This window comes from Deinococcus sp. LM3 (assembly GCF_002017875.1).
In the GTDB taxonomy this organism is placed as follows: domain Bacteria; phylum Deinococcota; class Deinococci; order Deinococcales; family Deinococcaceae; genus Deinococcus.
Genome location: NZ_MUFV01000002.1, coordinates 237,236 through 257,164, shown reverse-complemented (window position 1 = coordinate 257,164; position 19,929 = coordinate 237,236). Strand labels below are relative to the sequence as shown.

Annotated in this window: 15 protein-coding genes; 9 read left to right on the top strand and 6 right to left on the bottom strand. The window is 71.8% G+C overall.

What is annotated here, in order from left to right:
- Positions 1-21: 21 nt before the first annotated feature.
- From BXU09_RS15330 to BXU09_RS15310, 5 genes are all read left to right on the top strand, one after another.
- Entirely contained in the window at positions 22-291 is a 270-nt protein-coding gene (locus BXU09_RS15330) for an HPr family phosphocarrier protein (RefSeq protein ID WP_078305338.1), read from the top strand.
- Positions 292-310: 19 nt separating this feature from the next.
- Positions 311-2,083: a phosphoenolpyruvate--protein phosphotransferase gene (gene ptsP / locus BXU09_RS15325; RefSeq protein WP_078305213.1), complete on the top strand. Its 1,773-nt coding sequence runs from the start codon at positions 311-313 to the stop codon at positions 2,081-2,083.
- A 4-nt stretch (positions 2,084-2,087) separates the two neighbouring features.
- Positions 2,088-3,266, top strand: coding sequence for an N-acetylglucosamine-6-phosphate deacetylase (nagA, locus tag BXU09_RS15320; RefSeq protein WP_240501390.1), 1,179 nt, complete (start codon positions 2,088-2,090; stop codon positions 3,264-3,266).
- Positions 3,263-4,288: an SIS domain-containing protein gene (locus BXU09_RS15315; protein ID WP_078305211.1), complete on the top strand. Its 1,026-nt coding sequence runs from the start codon at positions 3,263-3,265 to the stop codon at positions 4,286-4,288. Before nagA ends, BXU09_RS15315 begins: the two co-directional genes overlap by 4 nt.
- 153 nt (positions 4,289-4,441) lie before the next feature.
- On the top strand, positions 4,442-6,067 hold the full coding sequence (locus BXU09_RS15310) for a GGDEF domain-containing protein (RefSeq protein ID WP_078305210.1): 1,626 nt from the start codon (positions 4,442-4,444) through the stop codon (positions 6,065-6,067).
- Between the two features lie 323 nt (positions 6,068-6,390).
- On the opposite strand, the gene BXU09_RS15305 is transcribed toward BXU09_RS15310, so the two are convergent.
- The 4 genes from BXU09_RS15305 to BXU09_RS15290 form a co-directional block, all read right to left on the bottom strand.
- Positions 6,391-6,849: a response regulator gene (locus tag BXU09_RS15305; RefSeq protein ID WP_055362848.1), complete on the bottom strand. Its 459-nt coding sequence runs from the start codon at positions 6,847-6,849 to the stop codon at positions 6,391-6,393.
- 73 nt (positions 6,850-6,922) lie between these two features.
- On the bottom strand, positions 6,923-7,348 hold the full coding sequence (locus BXU09_RS15300) for a response regulator (RefSeq protein ID WP_055362841.1): 426 nt from the start codon (positions 7,346-7,348) through the stop codon (positions 6,923-6,925).
- 74 nt (positions 7,349-7,422) lie between these two features.
- Positions 7,423-7,854 carry a response regulator gene (locus BXU09_RS15295; protein WP_158235772.1) on the bottom strand — a complete coding sequence of 144 codons (432 nt, stop codon included), beginning with the start codon at positions 7,852-7,854 and terminating at the stop codon, positions 7,423-7,425.
- Between the two features lie 103 nt (positions 7,855-7,957).
- Positions 7,958-9,850: an ATP-binding protein gene (locus BXU09_RS15290; protein ID WP_168174632.1), complete on the bottom strand. Its 1,893-nt coding sequence runs from the start codon at positions 9,848-9,850 to the stop codon at positions 7,958-7,960.
- A 103-nt stretch (positions 9,851-9,953) separates the two neighbouring features.
- Here BXU09_RS15290 and BXU09_RS15285 point away from each other — a divergent pair, with 103 nt between their 5' ends.
- Positions 9,954-12,800, top strand: coding sequence for a bifunctional diguanylate cyclase/phosphodiesterase (locus BXU09_RS15285; protein ID WP_144012276.1), 2,847 nt, complete (start codon positions 9,954-9,956; stop codon positions 12,798-12,800).
- 50 nt (positions 12,801-12,850) lie between these two features.
- On the opposite strand, the gene BXU09_RS15280 is transcribed toward BXU09_RS15285, so the two are convergent.
- Together BXU09_RS15280 and BXU09_RS15275 are read right to left on the bottom strand one after the other, a co-directional pair.
- Positions 12,851-13,513, bottom strand: a complete 663-nt coding sequence (locus tag BXU09_RS15280; protein ID WP_078305207.1) for a response regulator transcription factor — start codon at positions 13,511-13,513, stop codon at positions 12,851-12,853.
- The gene (locus BXU09_RS15275; RefSeq protein ID WP_078305206.1) at positions 13,506-15,059 is read right to left on the bottom strand and encodes a HAMP domain-containing sensor histidine kinase; all 1,554 of its coding nucleotides are present in this window, start codon (positions 15,057-15,059) and stop codon (positions 13,506-13,508) included. The genes BXU09_RS15280 and BXU09_RS15275 overlap by 8 nt, the downstream gene beginning before the upstream one ends.
- Before the next feature lie 247 nt (positions 15,060-15,306).
- Here BXU09_RS15275 and kdpB point away from each other — a divergent pair, with 247 nt between their 5' ends.
- The 3 genes from kdpB to kdpC all read left to right on the top strand — a co-directional run bounded on the left by kdpB (position 15,307) and on the right by kdpC (position 19,927).
- Complete coding sequence (gene kdpB / locus BXU09_RS15270; protein ID WP_144012290.1) at positions 15,307-17,313, top strand: potassium-transporting ATPase subunit KdpB; 2,007 nt, start codon at positions 15,307-15,309, stop codon at positions 17,311-17,313.
- Between the two features lie 197 nt (positions 17,314-17,510).
- Complete coding sequence (gene kdpA / locus BXU09_RS15260) at positions 17,511-19,235, top strand: potassium-transporting ATPase subunit KdpA (RefSeq protein ID WP_078305203.1); 1,725 nt, start codon at positions 17,511-17,513, stop codon at positions 19,233-19,235.
- Positions 19,232-19,927 (top strand): potassium-transporting ATPase subunit KdpC, encoded by a 696-nt coding sequence (gene kdpC / locus BXU09_RS15255; protein WP_240501388.1) that lies wholly within the window; start codon positions 19,232-19,234, stop codon positions 19,925-19,927. Before kdpA ends, kdpC begins: the two co-directional genes overlap by 4 nt.
- Positions 19,928-19,929: the final 2 nt, after the last annotated feature.

Sequence of the window (19,929 nt, the reverse complement as noted above, 5' to 3'; positions counted from 1 at the left end):
ATTCCTCAAGGAGACATCATCATGGAACAGAACTTCACCGTCACCGCCGAACACGGCCTGCACGCCCGCCCCGCCGCCCAGCTCGTGCAGGTGGCCGCGCCGTTCGCCAGCGCCATCGAACTCGTCACCGCCGACAAGGCCGTGAACCTCAAGAGCATGATGTCCGTCATGGGCGTCGGTCTCGCCAGCGGCGCCAGCTTCAGCGTCCGCGCGACCGGTGACGACGCGCAGGCCGCCGTCGAGGCCATCGCCGCCCGCCTGGAAGAACAGGGCCTCGCCCGCCGTGCCTGACCCGACCACTGTCCCCGCCGTGCCTGACCCGGCCCTCACGCCCGCCGCTGGTCCGGTCACGCTGAGCGGCGTGGCCGCCTCCCCCGGCACCGGCATCGGCCCGGCCTTCGTCCTGATCCCCCCGAACCTGAGCTTCGAGACCCTGACCGGACAGGACCCGGCCGCCGAGCGCGCCCGCCTGGACGCCGCGCTCTCGGAGAGCCGCACGGACCTGCACGGGGTGCGCGAGGGCGCCCGCGCTCGCCTGGGTGACGACGCCGCCGCGATCTTCGACGCGCACCTGCTGCTGCTCGATGACCCGGAACTCGGCGCGGCCATCCAGGAAACCCTGACCGGGGGCGCGAATGCCGAGGCGGCCGTGCACGGCGCGTTCGGGGCGTTCATCGGGATGTTCGAGAGCCTGGACGACCCGTACCTGCGCGAGCGGGCCGCCGACCTGCGCGACCTGCGCGCCCGCGTGCTCTCTCACCTGCTGGGCCGACCCCTGGCCAGCCTGGGTGAACTGCGCGAACCGGCCATCGTGGTCGCGCACGACCTGACGCCCAGCGACACCGCCGGACTGGACCCCGCCCTGGTGCGGGGCGTCGTCACGGCCGTGGGTGGGCGCACCAGCCACAGCGCGATCATGGCGCGCGGCCTGGGCCTGCCCGCCGTGGTCGGCGTGGGCGAGGCCGCCCTGGCGGGCCTGACGCGCGGCACGCCGCTGATCGTGAATGGCGACGCGGGCACCGTGACCGTCCACCCGGACGCGGCCGCCCTGAGCGCCGCGCAGGCCGCGCAGGCCGCCGCGCAGGCCGAACGGGACCGCCTGGACGCCCTGAAGGACCGCGAGGGCCGCACCGCCGACGGCCTGCGCGTGGAACTCGCCGCGAACATCGGCGCGCCCGCCGAGGTGCCGGGTGCCCTGAGCGCCGGAGCCGAGGGCGTGGGCCTGTACCGCACCGAGTTCCTGTTCCTGGGCCGAGGCGACCTGCCCGGCGAGGACGAACAGTACCGCGCCTACCGCGCCGTCCTCGAAGGCATGGGGGGCCGCCCCGTGATCATCCGCACGCTGGACATCGGCGGAGACAAGGCCCTGCCCGCCCTGGGCCTCCCGCACGAGGAGAACCCCTTCCTGGGCTTCCGCGCCATCCGCCTGTGCCTCGCGCGGCCGGACCTGTTCCGCGTGCAACTGCGCGCCCTGCTGCGCGCCAGCGTGCACGGCCAGCTGCGCGTGATGTTCCCCATGATCGCCACCGTGCAGGAATTCCTGGAAGCCCGCGCCCACCTCGACGCCGCGCGCGCCGAACTGACCGCCGAGGGCGTGCCGGTCGCCACCGACATTCCAGTCGGGATGATGGTCGAGATTCCGGCCGCCGCCGCCCTGAGCGAGCAGTTCGCGCGGCACGCGGACTTCTTCAGCGTGGGCAGCAACGACCTGATCGGGTACGCCATGGCTGCCGACCGCATGAACGAACGCGTGGCGAACCTGTACCAGCCGCTGAATCCGGCCGTGCTGACCCTGATCGCCCTGACCTGCCAGGGCGCCGCCCGCCACGGGAAATGGGTGGGCGTGTGCGGCGAGATGGCCGGTGATCCCCTGGCGCTGCCGCTGCTGGTCGGACTGGGCGTCACGGAACTCTCCATGAGCGCGCCCGCGCTGCTGCCGCGCCGCGAGCAGGTGCTGAACCTGAACGCCGCGCAGGCCCGCGAACTGGCCGCGCACGCCCTGACCCTCAGCCACGCCGCCGAGGTCGAGGCCGCCGTGCGCGCCGCCTACCCCGACCTGACCCCGACTCCCACGGATGGCTGAGCCGATGCCTGACGGAGCGGGCGTGACGGTCCTGCGCGGCCTGCTGCTGATGCCCGGCCCGCAGGGGCAGCTCGCGCCGGGCCGCCTGACCCTTCAGGGCGGCCTGATCCGCGCCGTAGAACCTGACCCGCACGCCCCGCGTGACCGGGTGATCCTGCCCGGCTTCGTGGACACCCACGTTCATGGCGGCGGCGGCGGGGACACCATGGACGGCCCGGACGGCGTTCGCACCCTGGCCCGCCTGCACGCCCGGCACGGCACGACCACGCTGCTGCCCACCACCATCACCCACCCCTGGGAGGCGGTGCTGGAGGCGCTGCGCGGCGTGGCGGAAGTGATGCGCGCGGGTGTGCCCGGCGGCGCCGCCATCGCGGGCGCGCATCTGGAAGGGCCGTTCATCAGCCCCGGCCGGCTGGGTGCGCAACCGCCCTGCGCGGTGGACCCCGCCGAGGCGCTGGTGACCCAGGTCATTGCCACGGGCGTCCTGCGGGCCGTGACCCTGGCCCCGGAACTGCCGGGCGCGCGGGAAGCGGCCCTGGCCTTTGCCCGCGCGGGCGTGCGCGTCGGCATCGGACACAGCCGCGCCGACGCCGATACCGTGACCGGCCTGCTCGCCCTGCTGAGTGCGGCGGGCGCGCAGACCTGCGCCACGCACCTGTTCAACGCCATGGGCGGCGTCGAGGGCCGCAACCCCGGCGTGCCCGGCGCGCTGATGGCCGACCCGCACGCCACGCTGGAAGTCATTCTGGACGGCATTCACCTGCACGACACGGCCGTGCGCCTCGCGCGGGCCGCCGCGCCGGAACGCGTGATCCTGATCACGGACGCCATGCGCGCCGCCGGACTGGGTGACGGCCCCAGCGAACTCGGCGGGCAGCCCGTCACGGTACGCGGCGGGAAGGCTACCCTCCCGGACGGCACCATCGCCGGGAGCGTCCTGACCATGGACGCCGCCCTGCGCCGCGCCGTCGCCGCGGGCATTCCCCTGCCGGAAGCGGCCCGCATGGCCAGCCTGACCCCCGCCCGCTCGATTGGCCTGCACGACCGGGGCAAACTCAGGCCCGGCCTGCGCGCCGACCTCGTCACCCTCGACCCGGACCTGACCGTGCAGGCCGTGCATGTCGCCGGAGTGCCCATCGCCGGCACACCCGTCGCCGGAACCCCCACCCTGGAGAACCCATGACCGATCCCCTGATGTTGCAGGAAGCCCGGCAGTCCCCGGACGTCACCCGCCGCCAGCTCGCTGAAAACGCCGACGTCAGCCGCGCCCTGGCCGCCGCCATCCGCGCGCTGAAACCCGCGTACGCCGTCACCATCGCGCGCGGCAGCAGCGACCACGCCTGCACGGTCCTCAAGTACGCCCTGGAAACGCAGCTGGGCCTGCCGGTCGCCAGCCTCGGCCCCAGCGTTCACACCCTGTACGGCGCGCGCTTGGACCTGCGCGGCGCCCTGGTGATCGCCGTGTCCCAGAGCGGCGCCAGTCCCGACGTGGTCGAGAACGTCCGCGCGGCCCGCGAGTGCGGCGCGCTGACCGTCGCGCTCGTGAACGTGGAGGACAGCGACCTCGCGCGCGCCGCCGAGTTCGTCCTGCCGCTGCGCGGCGGTGAGGAACGCGCTGTGGCCGCCACCAAGAGCTACCTCGCCAGCCTGACCGCGCTGCTGCCCGTCATCGCTGACCTCAGCGGCGACGACGCCCTGCTGCGCGGCCTGCACGCCCTGCCCGCCGCGCTGGAAGCCACCCTGGCCCTCGAAGGTCAGGCCCGCGATCTGGCCGACCGCTACCGTTTCGCGGAGAACCTGATCGTCCTCACGCGCGGCCTGCACTACGGCGTGGCGCAGGAAGCCGCCCTGAAACTCAAGGAAACCAGCGGCATCCACGCCGAGGCGTACTCCGCCGCCGAGTTCAGCCACGGCCCCAAACGCCTGCTCGCCGAGGGCCTCCCGGTCCTGGCCTTCACGCCCGCCGATCAGGCCGGGGCCGCCACCCGCGCCGCGCTGGACGCCCTGCAGGGGGACGGCGCGGACCTTCGCACCATCGGCCCCGCCAGCGGCAGCACCCTCACCACGCCCGGCACCGGGCACGGCCTGACCGACACGGTCCCCAGCGCCCTGGCGTTCTACCTGTTCGCCGCGCACCTCTCACTGGCGCGTGGGCTGAACCCCGACCAGCCGCCGCTGCTCAGCAAGGTCACGAAAACCCGCTGAAGCCGGACGCCGCCCCAGCGGATACGGGCTCCGGGCGAATGGCTGTGCAGGCCATCTGCCCGGAGTCTGTATGAGAAACCGCCCGGCGCTGCATGAAGACCGTGACGCTCCATATTTGTTACGAATGAGGAACTGATGTGACACGCTGGGAGTGTGCCGCGCCATGCGTTTCACCGGGCCGACCCCGCCTTCAGCCTGGGGGCCGGTCTGCTGGCCGCCGTGGTCGTCGCGGCCCTGCCGCCCGTCGCCCAGAACCTGAATCTGACCATGTTCAGCGCCGGTCTGGTCCGGGCCGCGTGCCTGATCATGGTCCTGAACGCCGCCGTCTGCGTGCCGCGCCCGCGTGCGTCGGCGTTCCGCTGGTTGCTGGCCGCCCTGACCGCGTACTGCGCCGGGGAGATCCTGTTCTTTCATGTCGAAGCCCCCGGTCCCCGCGCCGGATGGGTGCCGCGCGCCTCGGACCTGTGTTTCCTGCTGCTGTACCCGCTGACGCTGCGCGCCCTGCTGGATCTCAGCGGTGCGCGCGCCTCACCACCCGCCCTTCAGATCGATGTGGCCGCCGTGACCCTGACCCTCACGCTGCCGCTGCTGCTGCCGCTCTCACGCGCCGGGCACGCTACCGCCTGGATTCAGGCGATCTTCCCGGTGCTGGACCTGTGGCTGCTGCTGATCACCGGCTGGCTCCTGCTGGCCCGCACCCGGCAGCTGCGCCTCCATCAGCTGCTGCTGGCCACCGCCGTGCTGCTGATCGGCCTGGGTGACCTGTGGTACGTCGGGCGGGTCGCCGCCGGGGACTACCTGAACCTGCGGCCGGTCCTGCACCTGTGGAACGCCACCTTCGCCCTGATCGCCCTGTCGGCCCTGCTGGCCCTGGACCCGGACGACCGCGTGCTGCTGCGCGCCCGGCCCCTCCCGCCCGGCCTGCGGTCCCTGCTGAGCTTCTGGCCGTTCCTCGCGCTCCTCGGAGCCTTCGTGAGCGGCTGGACGCTGCGCGGCACGTCACAGGGCGGCGCGGTCCACATGACCGTCACGCTGCTGATCGCCGGACTGCTCACGGCGCGTTACCGGCTGCTCGTCACGCGGCAGCTGCGCCTGCTCGAACGCCTGCGGGAAACCTCCCGCGCGCTGGGCCGCAGCCGCGCGGACCTGCACCGGCAACTGCACACCGACGACCTGACCGGCCTGCCCAACCGGCGCGCCCTGATGGACACCCTGGCCCGCTGGGCCGACCCGGCCCCCGCAGGAGCCCGTAACGGCGCGGCCCGTGAGCCAGGCGCGGCGACTGGCGGCGCGGCAGACAGGGGGGCGGCGGACAGGGGCGCAGCAGATGAGGGCGTCGGCGTGATCTTCCTCGACCTGAACGGATTCAAGGCCGTGAACGACCACCACGGTCACGCGGCGGGCGATCTGGTGCTGCGCGAGGTCGCCCGCCGCCTGCGCGGCGCCCTGCTCCGCCCGGACGACCTCGCGGCCCGCCTGAGTGGTGACGAGTTCGCCGTCGCCTTCCGCGGCCCCCCCGACCACGGCGAGGCGCTGCTGCGGGCCGTCGGCGCCGCCATCACCCATACCCCCGTCAGCGGCCCGGGCCTCCCGCCGGACCTGCGGGTGGGCGTGTCGGCCGGACTGGCGCACTCCATCACCGGACCGCGCACTCTCTCACCGCTGCTCTCGAGCGCCGACCACCGCATGTACCTCGCCAAGCGGGGCGGCTCGGGCCTGTTCCGCAGCTGGCCCACGACCGACGAACCGCCCCTGCCCGGCTCCGACTCCGGCCGGTAGAAAGCCGTTCGGCGCGGACCGCGCAGGCCGGCGCTGCTCCGGTGGGACGGCGCCGCGTCTCTGGACGACCGGCTGGCGTGGTGAGCGGCTGCTAAAGCCCAGTTCATGATGGGCCCTAACTTCCGGCAGTGGGCGACTGTTGACCCGTTCCCCATACTCTTCTGCTGCGGATTCCGTCTGTTTCGTTGACAACCCGGAAGGGCGCCGGGTTCCCAACTCCACGTCAGGAGGGGCGTTCTGCTCCTACTCGTTCTGCGGCGCAGCTCTACGAGTCCGCTTGGACCCAGCGGCTTTGCAGGCCATTCAATCGGAGGCTGTCTGCTTCAGGAGGGCAGCGGCGCGTCGGCCGGGAACACGCAGGTCGTCCAGAAGCTCACGAAACCCCGCACCTGTTCCTCGAAGGCGGCGAAGTCACGCTGCTTGACCATGTAGGAACTGGCCAGCAGGTCGTAGGCGCGCGTGACGTCGCGCGCCTCGCCGGACGTACTGAGAATCACGACCGGCAGGTGCCGCAGCCCTTCGTCCCGGCGGATGCTGTCGAGCACCTCGAAGCCGTTCATCTGCGGCATGTTCAGGTCCAGCACGATCACGTGCGGCAGGGACGGCGCGGCGCGCAGGTGGGCGAGGGCTTCGGCGCCGCCCGCGCAGGTGTGGACGTCGAGTTGATGCTCACCGAAGACGATGGCAGCCAGTTCGAGATCCGTGGAGTCGTCGTCCACCAGCAGGACCGAGAGGGGAAGGTCGGGCCGGCTGGTCGGGACGACGGATTCGGCGGCGTACATGCCCGTCACGATAGCCGACGCTGCGGCGGGTAACTGTGGTGTCCGTCCAGGGACTGTGCGGCGGGTGCGGCGTTCAGGCGCGGCGGGGCCGTTTGAACTGGCAGCCGGTCCAGAATTTCACGAACTGGTCGATCTGCCCGACGAACTCGGTGAAGCTGGCGTTCTTGAGCATGTACGAACTGGCGATCAGGTCGTAAGCCTGTCCGATGTCGGCCTCGCTGCCGGAGGTGCTGAGCATCACGACCGGCAGGTGCCGGAGTTCCTCGTCGTCACGGATGATGCGCAGCACGTCGAAGCCGCTCATGACCGGCATGTTCACGTCGAGGACGATCACGTCCGGCAGGGCGCGGCTGCTGTCCTTGAGGAGGCCGATGGCCCTGGCGCCGTCGTTGCAGGTGATCAGGGTGACGTGGTCGCTGTGGTCCTCGAACGCCTCCTGCGCCAGCGTCAGGTCCGCCGGGTTGTCGTCGATGAGCAGGACGGTGATGACTTGAGGCATACGGCCCTTAACCTATCTTCATTTTCAGCATGCAACGAGAAAAAATGCCCATTGTTTGCCCAGAACGCCCTGAATTAAGACTCGGTGAACTCCAGCCCACCGGAACTGGCGGTCCGGGCTCCGTCACGCCACGACTGCACCTCACCGATCAGCCCCTCCACCGACGCCATCAGCCCCTCCAGCGACGCCTGCTTGATCAGGCACGCCGCCGTGCCCGGCACCTCCAGCGGGTGCCCCGAGAGCACCATCACCGGCAGCGACTGCAGGTGCGGCTCGGCACGCAGGGACTCCAGCACCTCCTGACCATTCATGGCCGGCATGGACCAGTCCAGCAGCAGCACGTCCGGCAGCTGACAGGAAGGGTCACGCAGGTAACTGAGTACGTCTGGGCCACTGCGGAACGTCACGAGGTCCACCGCTTCGGCGTGATCCCCGAACACCTCCTCCAGCAGCAGGATGTCCGCCAGATTGTCATCTACTACCAGTACAGTCAAACGGTCGGACATCAGCAGTGGCATGATGTCAGATCATTCAGCCTCAGGCAATGCCCCCGGCCATCACCGACACTTCATGAGGCGCGCCGGGCCGCTCCACACGCCCCGCCCCCCCCTACGGCGCTGCCGGCAGGGTCAGGTGGAACGTGCTGCCACTGACCCCGTCCGACGACACCCACAGCTGCCCGCCGTGACGTTCCACGATCCGCCGCGCGATCGTCAGGCCCACACCCGTCCCGCCGTACTGATCGCGCGCATGCAACCGCTGAAACACCGTGAAGATCCGCTCGTGGTACTCGGGGGCAATGCCAAGGCCGTTGTCGTGCACGTCGATCTGCACCCACGGTCCACGCTGCTCGCCGGTCACGGTCACCACCGGGGCGCGGTCGGCGTGACGGTACTTCACGGCGTTCCCGATCAGGTTCTGCATCAGCTGACGCAACTGCGTGCTGTCCGCCACCACCGGCGGCAGGTCGAACACCGTCACCGCCGCGCCAGCCGCGTTCAGGGACGCCCGCAGGTCCTGCACGGCGGCGGCCGTCACCGCGTTCGTGTCCTGCCGCGTGGCGGGCCGCGTCTCGGCGGTCACGCGGGCGTAGTTCAGCAGCTCCTGAATCAGCTCCTGCATGCGCTGGGTGCCGCCCTGAATATGCTTCAGGTACTGCTCGGCGCGCGGGTCGTCCTGATGCGCCCCGAACCGTTTCACGAGCAGCTGTGCGAAACTGGTCACGCTGCGCAGCGGCTCCTGCAGGTCATGACCGGCCACGAACGCGAAGCGCTCCAGTTCCGCGTTGCTGCGCTCCAGCGCCAGCGTCCGCCGCTGCAACTCCCCGGACTGCTCAGCCCGCTCCAGCGCCAGCTGCAGGTTGAACACCACCGTCTCCAGCAGCGTTTGCTCCGCTGTCGTCCAGGCCCGCTGGTCATGTCGCCCCACGACCAGCACACCGCGCGGCTGCGCGCCGGTCCGCACCGGGAACGAAGCGGACGTCCGGATGACCGAGATGCTGCTCCCCGCACTCTGCACGGTCGCCGGATCGAAGGCGTCCTGGTAGTACGGCGTGAGCGTCTCGAACGGCCGGTCGACGTTCAGGGTCTCGCCGCGCGGCAACCCCAGCCGCAACCGCGCCAGCAGTTCCGGACGGCGGAACTCTCCCCGGTGCGACCGCAACGACCACAGCCGCCCCTGCGGCTCGTAGTACGTACATACGCTGCCCGGCATGAGCGACACCGCGATCTCCTGCGCCCGCCCCACCAGCACCAGCGGATCACGCTCCAGCGCCAGATCCCGCGACAGCTCCGCGAAGCGTTCCAGCGCCTCGCTGCGGGCCGTCAGCTCGGCGTTCAGGCGTTCGAGTTCCTCACCGCGCGCCCGTAACTCCAGCGCGTGCCCCAGCGCCGCCGCCCGCTCCGGCCGCAGGTCCCGCACGTACGCCACACCCACCGCCTCCGACCCCTCCCAGTGCGGCAGCAACGTCACCTCCTGCGCGATCCGCTCGCCTGAGCGGTGCCGCATCTCCTTCTCGTACCGCACCGCCCGCCCTTCCCCGATGGCGCGGCGCAGCGCGTCCCGGTCGACCTCCGCGAACTCCGGCGGTGTCAGGACCACCCAGTTCACCGCTCCCGCCTGGAATTCCTCCCGCGTGAACCCCAGCAGATGCAGGTACGCGTCGTTCGCGCGGACCAGCGTGCCGTTCCGCCGGCCCGCCGCGATTCCGACCGGCGCGGCATTGAACAGCGCGTCGAACCGCTCCTGGAGACGCGCGGCGTTCTCCCGCAGCGGTTCCAGCTGCAAGCGCACCTCCCGTGCCTCCTGCTGCGCCTCGATCCGCGCCAGGGCCGCACCCACCAGCGCCGCCGCGACCTCCAGCGCCTCCCGCTGCCCCGCAGGGGCGTCCGGGAGGGACAGACCGTCCGGGAAGGCCGCGTCGAGGGCAGACTGAACCTGCTCGCCGCTCGCCGCTTCCGCCAGGGCCGCCGCCAGGGTCGACAGGGAAGAGGGGGAACTCACGGGGCACAGCATAGCGGGCAGGGTATGCCCACACCGCGCCCGCCCCCCTGCCCCCGGTGGGCCTGTGGCGTGCAGATTGGTGTGCGCCTGCTACGCTGTGCGCATGCTTCAACCTGGGCTCACGTTCGTGAGTGCTTTTGCGCAGTTCAGTGACGGTGTGGCCCTGATTGACCTGGACCTGCGGTTCCGGGATGCAAACCGGGCGCTGTGGCGCTGGCTGTCGCACGTGAGTGTTCCGGAAGCGGGAGCGGGCACGCTGCCGGACCTGCTGCACCCGGAGGACCTGCCGGGGCAGTTGCGGGCGGTGTCGGACGTGCTGGGCGGCGCGCGGCAGGAGGCGGCGTTCGTGGCCCGGCTGCATCCGGGGCAGGGGAGCGGGTGGGTGTCGGTGACGGTCTCGGCGGTGCCGGGCGCGCCGGGTGTGGCGTTGATCGTGGTGCGGCGGGATGCGCAGCGTCAGGCGCTGCTGGACGTGCAGGCGGAACTCGCGGCCGTCACGGCCGAGGCGGAACGCCTGCGGCTGGCCCTGAACGGCAGTCATGACGGCGTGTGGGACTGGTACCCGCAGCGGGAAACGATCTACGTGTCGCCCGGCTGGAAACGCATCCTGGGGTACCACCGCAGCGCGCTGGACGTGACGGTGGACGTGTGGCTGAACCTGATTCACCCGGACGACCGGCCGGGGCTGATGCCGCGGTACCAGCAGCACGTGGCGCTGGAAACGGCGTCGTACGAGTTCGAGCACCGCATGCGTCACCGCAACGGGCAGTGGGTGTGGGTGCTGCTGCGCGGGCAGGTGAGCGTCTGGAATGCCGACGGCACGCCGGAACGCGTGACCGGCACGCTGCGGGACGTGACCGAGCAGGTGGGCGCCCGTCACGAACTGCAGCGCACGCAGGCGCACCTTCAGGCGATCATGAACGCCGTGCCGGGACTGATCGGGTACAAGGACCGGGAATTACGTCACCAGTACGGGAACGTCGCGTACCAGGAGTGGTACGGGCGGCCGCACTCGGAACTGCGGGGCCTGCACGTCCGTGAGGTGATCGGCGAGGAGATGTACCGCCTGAACGAACCGTTCATGCGCGCCGCCCTGGCCGGGGCCGAGCAGCACTTCGAGCGGTCCCTGACCGACGCGCACGGACAGGAGCGGCACGTGATGGTGTCGTACGTGCCGGACCTGCACGGCGGCGAGGTGCATGGCCTGTTCGTGCTGGCCGTGGACATCACCAGCCGCTACCGCGCCGAGCAGGCGCTCATGGAGGAGCGCGAGTGGGCCAGGACCACCCTGCAGTCCATCGGGGACGGCGTGATCACCACCGACCCCCAGGGGCGCGTGACGTTCATGAACCCGGTCGCGGAGAAGCTGACCGGCTGGAGCGCCGCCGAGGGCAGCGGCCAGCCCATCGAGGGGATCATGCACCTGAGCACCGAACGCGACGAGCAGCGCGTCCACAATCCCCTGCTCGTGGCCTTGCAGGAGCAGCGGGTGGTGGGCATGGCGTTCGACACGACCCTGCGCAGCCGGGCGGGTACGGCGCGGACCATCGCGGATTCCGCCGCGCCGATCCGTCGGCCCGACGGCACGACGCTGGGCGGCGTGATCGTCTTCCATGACGTCAGCGAGACGCGGGCCATGGCGGTCCGCATGAGTCACCTCGCGCAGCACGACGCCCTGACGGACCTTCCGAACCGCGTGCTGCTACAGGACCGCATCCAGCAGGCCCTGGCCCGCCACCGCCGGGGCGGGCGGCCCTTCGCGCTGGTGTTCATGGACCTCGACCACTTCAAGTACGTGAACGACTCGCTCGGGCATCAGGTGGGCGACGAACTGCTGCGCGCCGTGTCGCGCCGCCTGGGCGAACTGGTGCGCGAAACCGACACCGTGAGCCGGCAGGGTGGGGACGAGTTCGTGCTGCTGCTCACGGAACTGCGGACCGTGATGGACGTCCGGGCCTTCGCGGACCGCCTCGAGGAGTACCTGCGGCAGCCGTACGAGGTCGGCGAACACGTGCTGAACATCTCGTTCAGTCTGGGCATCGCCCTGTGCCCCACCGACGGCGAGGACGTCGGCACGCTCCTGCGGCACGCGGACGTCGCCATGTACCAGGCCAAGGCCGCCGGTCGGGGCCGGACGCAGTTCTTCTCGCGGGACCTGCTGGCGTCCGTCGAGCAACGCCACCGCCTGATCACGCAGCTGCGCGGCGCCGTGACCGACGGCGCGTTCACCCTGCACTACCAGCCGAAGGTGAACGCCGTGACCGGAGCCGTGACGGGCGTGGAGGCGCTGCTGCGCTGGACACTGCCGGACGGCACGCCCGTCTCCCCGGCCGACTTCATTCCCGCCGCCGAGGAGAGCGGCCTGATCCTCCCGCTCGGCCGCTGGGTGCTGGAGCAGGCGTGCGCGCAGGCCCGCCAGTGGGAACGGACGCTGCCCGAACCGCTGCCTGTCGCGGTGAACATCTCCGCGTTGCAGTTCTCGCAACCGGACTTCGTCGAGCAGGTGCGCGGCACCCTGCACGCCAGCGGCCTCACGCCGGGCCTGCTGGAACTGGAAATCACCGAGAGTCTCCTCGCGCCGGACCCCGAGGAGGCCCGCGAGCGGCTGGTGGTGCTACGGGACCTCGGCGTGCGCCTGTCCATCGACGATTTCGGCACGGGATTCTCCAGCCTCAGTTACCTGAAACTGTTCCCGGTCCACACCCTGAAGATCGACCGGGCGTTCGTGCGGGACGTCGCGACCGACCGCAACGACGTGGCCATCGTGGAAGCCGTCATCGGCATCGGGCAGGCCATGAACCTCGACGTGCTGGCCGAAGGCGTCGAAACGCCCCGCCAGGTCGAGGTACTCGCCCGCCTGGGCTGCGCGGCCATGCAGGGCTACCACTTCGCGCGCCCCATGCCCGCCGCCGAGATGACCGCCTGGATCGGCGCGCGCCGCAACCCCTGACCCGGACGGCCCCGGACCTGACCACAGGCCTGACGGTTCCTGGGCAGCGTTCACAGCAGGCCGGCGCGCAGGGCCTTGACGGCCGCCTGCGTGCGGTCGGAGGCCTGCAGTTTGCGCAGGATCTCCTGCACGTGCAGTTTCACGGTGCTGACCGACAGGGTCAGGGCGGCGGCGATCTCGCGGTTGCCGTTCCCGTCGGCCATCAGGCGCAGCACCTCGGTTTCGCGGGGCGTGAGCGGGGAGTGGGTGCCGGGCGCGCGGACCGCGCCGAGCACGTGCCGCGCCACCTGCGGGTCCAGGTACGCGCTGCCGGCGGCGGCGGCGCGGATGGCGAGCAGCAGCAGTTCCGGCTGCGCGCTCTTGAGGCAGTAGGCGTCCGCGCCGCTGGCGAGCGCCGCGAACACCTCGGCCTGCAGGTCGTGCGCGGTGAGCATCACGATCCGCACGGGCGGCCAGCGGCGGCGGATCTCGGCGGCCGTCTGGATGCCGTCCATGCCGGGCAGGCCGATGTCGATCACGGCCACGTCCACTGGCGGGTCCTGTCCGGCGGCGTGCAGGCGTTCCAGGGCTTCCTCGCCGCTGCGGGCCTCGGCGGTGACGCGCAGGTCCGGTTCGAGGTTCAGGGTGGCGCGCAGGCCGTCGCGGGTGAAGGCGTGGTCTTCCACCAGCAGCAGGCGACGCGGGATGGCGGGCGTGGGGTCGGGGTCAGGCACGGGGTCCTCCGGGCGCGGCGGGCAGGGTCAGGGTGAACACGCTGCGGCCCGCGCCGGTGCGGGCGTACGTGACGTTCCCGCCGTGCGCCTGCGCGACGCGCCGCGTCAGGTACAGGCCCAGGCCGGTGCCGCCGCCCGCCCCGCCGCCCCGGAAGCGCTGGAACAGCCGCGCCGCCCGCGCGGGTGGCACGCCCGGCCCCTCGTCCTGCACGGTCAGGCGCACCTCTCCGTCGGCGGCGCTGAGGGTGACGTGCACCTCGCCGCCGGGCGGGCTGAACTTCACGGCGTTCTCGACGAGGTTCTGCGCGGCGCGGCGCAGGTCGTGCCGCTGACCGAGGACCCGCGCGCCTTCCAGGTGCGGTTCGAGCGTGACGTGGCGTTCGGCGGCGCGGCCTCCCAGGTCCCGCAGGACGCCCAGCAGCACCTCGCGCAGCGGGACGACCTGAGGTTCGGCGTCCGGTTCGTCCGCCTCGTACTTGGCGAGCAGCAGCAGCTGATCGGCGAGGTCCAGCAGGGCCTCGTTCGCCTGCAGGCCATTTTCCAGGGTGGCGAGGTACTCGGCGGGCAGCGGGCCGAAGCCGCCGCGCAGCGCGGCGCGCAGGTTCATGGCGTTCGCCAGCAGCGGCGTGCGCAGGTCGTGCGAGAAGGCGTACACGAGGTCGCGCAGCACCTCGCCCCGTTCGGCCAGCTGCGCGCCCTGCACGCGCAGGTCGTCGAGCAGCGCCGTGCGGTCCAGGATGGGTTGCAGGGCGCGGACCGCCTCGGCCGTCAGGTTCGGGGGCGTCTGCGGGCCGCCGATCACGATCAGCAGGTCGGCCTCCTCGGTGCTGCTGCCGGGGCCAGTGCCAGTGCCGCTGCGGCGCAGCCGCGCGAGTTGCACGCGTCCGCCGTCCACGGCCCACACGTCGGACGCGCCGACCGGGTGGGTCAGCAGGTCCAGCGGCAGCCGGGTGTCCAGCCGGCCGGGCGCGGTGCCGGCCAGGGCGTGGGGGGCGCGCAGGTAGGCCCGCTCGACCGCGCCGATCTCGACGTGGTCCGCGCCGGTCAGGGTGCGCAGGGCGTGCGCGGCGCGGTCCACGAATTCCGCCTGCCCGAGCGGGCCGCCCATCGCCTCGGCCAGGGCGCGCAGCGCGCGTTCCCGCTCGAGTTGCCGCGCGTCCTCCTCGATGCGGGCGGCGCGGGCCCTGGCCTCGCGGGCGCGCAGGCTCAGGAACCCGACCAGCAGCACTGCCAGGATGCTCACGGCCCGGTTGGCGAGGGCGGTGGCGTCCAGGCCGTCACGGTCGGCATTCAGCGCGCCGGCCAGCAGGTTCGCGCCGACGCACAGGCCCGTCAGGATCAGCGTGATTCGCCGGGACGCGCCGAGCGCCGCGAACGCCACGCACGCGCACAGCAGCGTCCCCACGGCCAGTGAGGCGGGCGTGAGCAGGTCCAGCAGCAGCACACCCAGCAGCAGCGGCAGCGACAGGCCCCACAGCAGGCTGTCCCGGATGGGCGCGGTGTGGGAAGCGGCGGTGTGGGGAGCGGCGGGGGGGAGGGTCGTCATGATCGCTCTCCCGACACTAGCGTCCGCCTGGGCGGGTCGCCCACTGGCCACCTGACCAGGGGCGCGCGTCAGGCGGCCAGTGGGCGGCCCGTGACCGGCGGCGCAGCATGCCCGGCATGAGAACCAGACCCAGCGTCATCCCCGGTCCGGCCGGGAGTGCCCCGTGAGTGCCGGCGTCCGCTCCGTCCCCCTTCCGCCCGCTTCGCGGCCGCCCGAACCGCCCGCCAGCGGCGACCGGAAGCCCGGCATCTTCGCCGTGCCGCTGCTGCGCGCCGCCCTGAGAGCCAGCGTCCGGAAGCTCTCCCCGCGCGCCCAGGCCCGCAATCCCGTGATGTTCGTCGTGTACGTCGGAACGGTCGTCACGCTGATCCTGACGGTGCAGGCCGCCGTGCAGGGCCGCCCGTGGGCGTACGAGCTGACGGTCACGGCGCTGCTGGCGCTGACGGTGCTGCTCGCGAACCTCGCCGAGGGGCTGGCCGAGGCGCGCGGGAAGGCGCAGGCGGCGTCGCTGCGCTCGGCGCGGGAGGACGTGACCGCCCGCCGCCTCACGGACGGACGCGAGGAGACCGTGCCGGGCGGCCTGCTGCGGCGCGGGGACCTGATCGTCGCCGAGAGCGGCGACCTGATTCCCGCCGACGGCGAGATCGTCGAGGGACTGGCCAGCGTGGACGAGAGCGCCATCACCGGCGAGAGCGCCCCCGTCATCCGCGAGGCCGGCACCGATCACAGTGGCGTGACGGGCGGCACCCGCGTCCTGAGCGACCGGATCGTGGTGCGCGTCACCAGCGGCCCCGGCGAGAGTTTCCTGGACCGCATGATCGCCCTGGTCGAGGGCGCCAGCCGCCAGAAAACCCCGAACGAGATCGCGCTGGGCATCCTGCTCAGCGGGCTGACGCTGGTGTTCCTGCTGGCCACCGTGACGCTCTACCCGTTCACGGTGTACGCCGGGGCGCCCGCCGCGCCGGTCACGCTGGTCGCGCTGCTCGTGTGCCTGATCCCCACGACCATCGGGGGTCTGCTGCCGGCCATCGGGATCGCGGGCATGGACCGCGCCCTGCAGGCGAACGTGATCGCGGGCAGCGGCAAGGCCGTCGAGGTGGCCGGGGACGTGGACGTGCTGCTGCTCGACAAGACCGGCACGATCACGGTCGGGAACCGCCTCGCCACCGACTTCCGCGCGCTGCCCGGCGTGGACCCGGCCGACCTGATGCGCGCCGCGCTGCTGTGCAGCCTGCAGGACCCCACGCCGGAGGGCCGCAGCATCGTCGCCCTGGCCCGCGAGCGGGGCGTGAACCTGCCCGAACCGGCCGGCGCCGAATTAGTGGAGTTCAGCGCGCAGACCCGCATGAGTGGCGTGGATTTCCCCGCTCCGGGCGGGCCGGTCAGCATCCGCAAGGGCGCGGGCAGCCGCGTGGCGGACCTCGCGCGGGAACGCGGCGCGGCCGTCCCGCCGGAACTGACCGGCATCACCGACGCGATCGCGCGCAGCGGCGCGACCCCGCTGGTCGTGATCGAGAACAGCCGCCTGCTCGGCGCGGTGGCCCTGTCGGACATCATCAAGCCGGGCATCCGTGACCGTTTCGCGCAGCTGCGCCGCATGGGCCTGCGGACCGTCATGATCACCGGCGACAACCCCCTGACCGCCGCCGCCATCGCCCGCGAGGCCGGCGTGGACTCCTTCCTGGCGGAGGCGACCCCCGAGGACAAGCTCGCCATGATCCGCGAGGAGCAGCGCGGCGGGCGGCTCGTCGCGATGATGGGCGACGGCACGAACGACGCCCCGGCGCTCGCGCAGGCGGACGTGGGGCTCGCCATGAATTCCGGCACGCAGGCGGCGCGGGAGGCGGGGAACATGGTCGACCTGGACAGCGACCCCACCAAACTGCTCGAGATCATCGAGATCGGCAAGGGCCTGCTGATCACGCGCGGCGCGCTGACGACCTTCTCGGTTGCGAACGACGTCGCCAAGTACTTCGCGATCCTGCCGGCGCTGTTCGTCACGGCTTACCCGGAACTGGGCGTCCTGAACGTCATGCAGCTGCACAGTCCGGCGAGCGCCGTGCTGAGCGCCGTGATCTTCAACGCGCTGATCATCCCGGCGCTCGTGCCGCTCGCCCTGCGCGGCGTGCCGTACCGCCCGATGAGCGCGTCGTCGCTGCTGAGCCGCAACCTGCTGGTGTACGGCCTGGGCGGGCTGCTGCTGCCGTTCGTGGCGATCAAGGTCACGGACCTGCTGATCACGCCGCTGTTCTGACCGTCATTCCCCCTCTGCTCTGTGCTCAAGGAGTCACTCCATGGACCTGCTGATCGTTCTTCTGACCCTGGCCTGCTTCGGCCTGATCGCGCTCGCCCTGCGCGCCCTGGAGCGCCTGTGATCCTCTTCCTGGCGGTCGTGGCCGCCCTCGTCGCCGCGTACCTCGTGTACGCCCTGCTGCGCCCGGAGGACTTCTGATGGACTTCCTGACCCTGCCCGGCCTGGGTGCCGGCGCGCAACTCCTCGCCGTGCTGGCCGTGGGCGGCCTGCTGATCGTGCCGGTCGGCCGACTGCTGCACGGCGTCTTCACCGGGGCGCGGCACACCGCCCCCGAACGCCTCACGTACCGCCTGCTGCGCGTGAATCCCGCCGAGCGTATGGACTGGCGCCGCTACGGCCTGACGCTGGTGCTGTGTAACCTCGTCATGCTGCTCGTGTCGTACGCGCTGATCCGCCTGCAGCCCTGGCTGCCGTGGAACCCGGCGGGTCTCGCGGCGCAGGCGCCGGAACTCGCGTGGAACACGGCCGTGTCGTTCATGACGAACACCAACTGGCAGGCGTACAGCGGCGAGCAGAGCTTGTCGTACTTCTCGCAGATGGCGGTCCTGACGACGTTCATGTTCACGTCCGCCGCGACCGGCTTCGCGGCGGCCGCCGCGTTCATGCGCGGCCTCGCCGGGACGACCGGAGCGCAGCTGGGCAACTTCTGGGTGGACCTGACCCGCATCATCTACCGGGTGTTCCTGCCGCTGAGCTTCGCGGTGGCCCTGATCCTGATCTGGCAGGGCGTCCCGCAGACCCTGAACGCGACCGTCACCGCGCAGACCCTGCAGGGCGACACGCAACGCATCGCGCTGGGACCCGTGGCGAGCCTGGAAAGCATCAAGCACCTCGGCACGAACGGCGGCGGGTTCTTCGGCATGAACGCCGCGCATCCCTTCGAGAACCCCACGCCCCTCACGAACGCGCTGCACGTGCTGTGCATGCTGCTGCTCCCGACCTCGCTGACGTACGCGTTCGGGCGGCTCCTCGCCAACCGCCGGCAGGGCTGGGTGATCTTCGGGGGCATGTTCACGCTGTTCGCGGTGTTCCTGGGCGTGCTGCTGCTGTCCGAGCAGCGCGGCAACCCGATCCTGACGGCCGCCGGTGCCGATCAGACCGTCACGGCCACGCAGGCGGGCGGAAACATGGAAGGCAAGGAAGTCCGCTTCGGCATCACCCAGACGGCGCTGTTCGCCGCGACGACCACCGCCGCCACGACCGGCAGCGTGAACGCCATGCACGACTCGCTGACGCCGCTGGGCGGCCTCGTGACCACCCTGCAGATGATGCTCAACAGCGTGTTCGGCGGCAAGGGCGTCGGCCTGATCAACTTCACGCAGTACCTGATTCTCAGCGTGTTCCTGGCGGGCCTGATGGTGGGCCGCACGCCGCAGTTCCTGGGCAAGAAGATCGAGGCGCGCGAGGTGAAACTCGTCATGCTGGCCGTCCTGGCCCACCCGCTGAGCATCCTGGGCTTCACGGCGCTGGCCGTGACGCTTCCCGCCGCGCTGGGCAGCCTGAACAACCCCGGCGCGCACGGCTTCACCGAGGTGCTGTACGCGTACACGTCCGCCACCGCCAACAACGGCTCGGCCTTCGCGGGCCTGAACGCCAACACGCCGTTCTACAACCTGACGACCGGACTGGCCATGCTGACCGGCCGGTACCTGACGCTGCTGCCCATGCTGGCCGTCGCGGGCCTGCTCGCCGCGAAGATGCGCGTCCCGGCCGGGAGCGGCACGCTGCGCACCGACACCGCCCTGTTCGGCGGCCTGACCGTCACCGTCCTGCTGATCGTCGGCGCCCTGACCTTCCTGCCGGCCCTGACCCTCGGGCCGGTCACCGATCACCTGCAGATGATGAAAGGAGCCGTGCAATGACCCTCCCGACCAACCCTGAACCTGCCGTCCCCGAGCCTGTCATGCCCGGACCTGTCACGCCTGAACCGCTCATGCCTGCCGCGCCCCTGACGCACCTGCTGCGCTCCGCCGCGCTCGCCGCGCTGCTGTTCACCGCCGTGTGCGGCCTCGCGTACCCGCTCCTGACCACCCTCGCCGGGAACGCCCTGTTCCCCGCGCAGGCGACCGGCAGCCTGCTCTCCCGCGACGGTCAGGTCATCGGGTCCGCGCTGATCGGGCAGGACTTCACCGCTCCCGGCTACCTGCGCGGCCGCCCCAGTCAGACCAACCGCACCGACGGCAGCGGCCCGCAACCCTACAACGCCGAGAACAGCGGCGCCAGCAACTGGGGCCCCACCAACGCCAGACTCCGGGACGCCGCGCAGGACCGCGCCGAGAGCTTCCGCGCCGCGAACGGCCTGGGCGCCTCGGCGCCCGTGCCGGTGGACATGGTCACCGCGTCCGGCAGCGGCCTCGACCCGGACGTCAGCGTGGCCGCCGCCCTCGCCCAGGCCGGCCGGATCGCCCGTGAACGCGCCGTTGCGCCCGCGCAGGTGCAGGCCGTCATCCGCGCGAACGTCACGCCGCGCAGCCTCGGCGTGCTCGGCGAGGAACGCGTGAACGTCCTGCGCGTCAACCTCGCCCTGGACGACCTGACGGCCGGCCGGCGCTGACC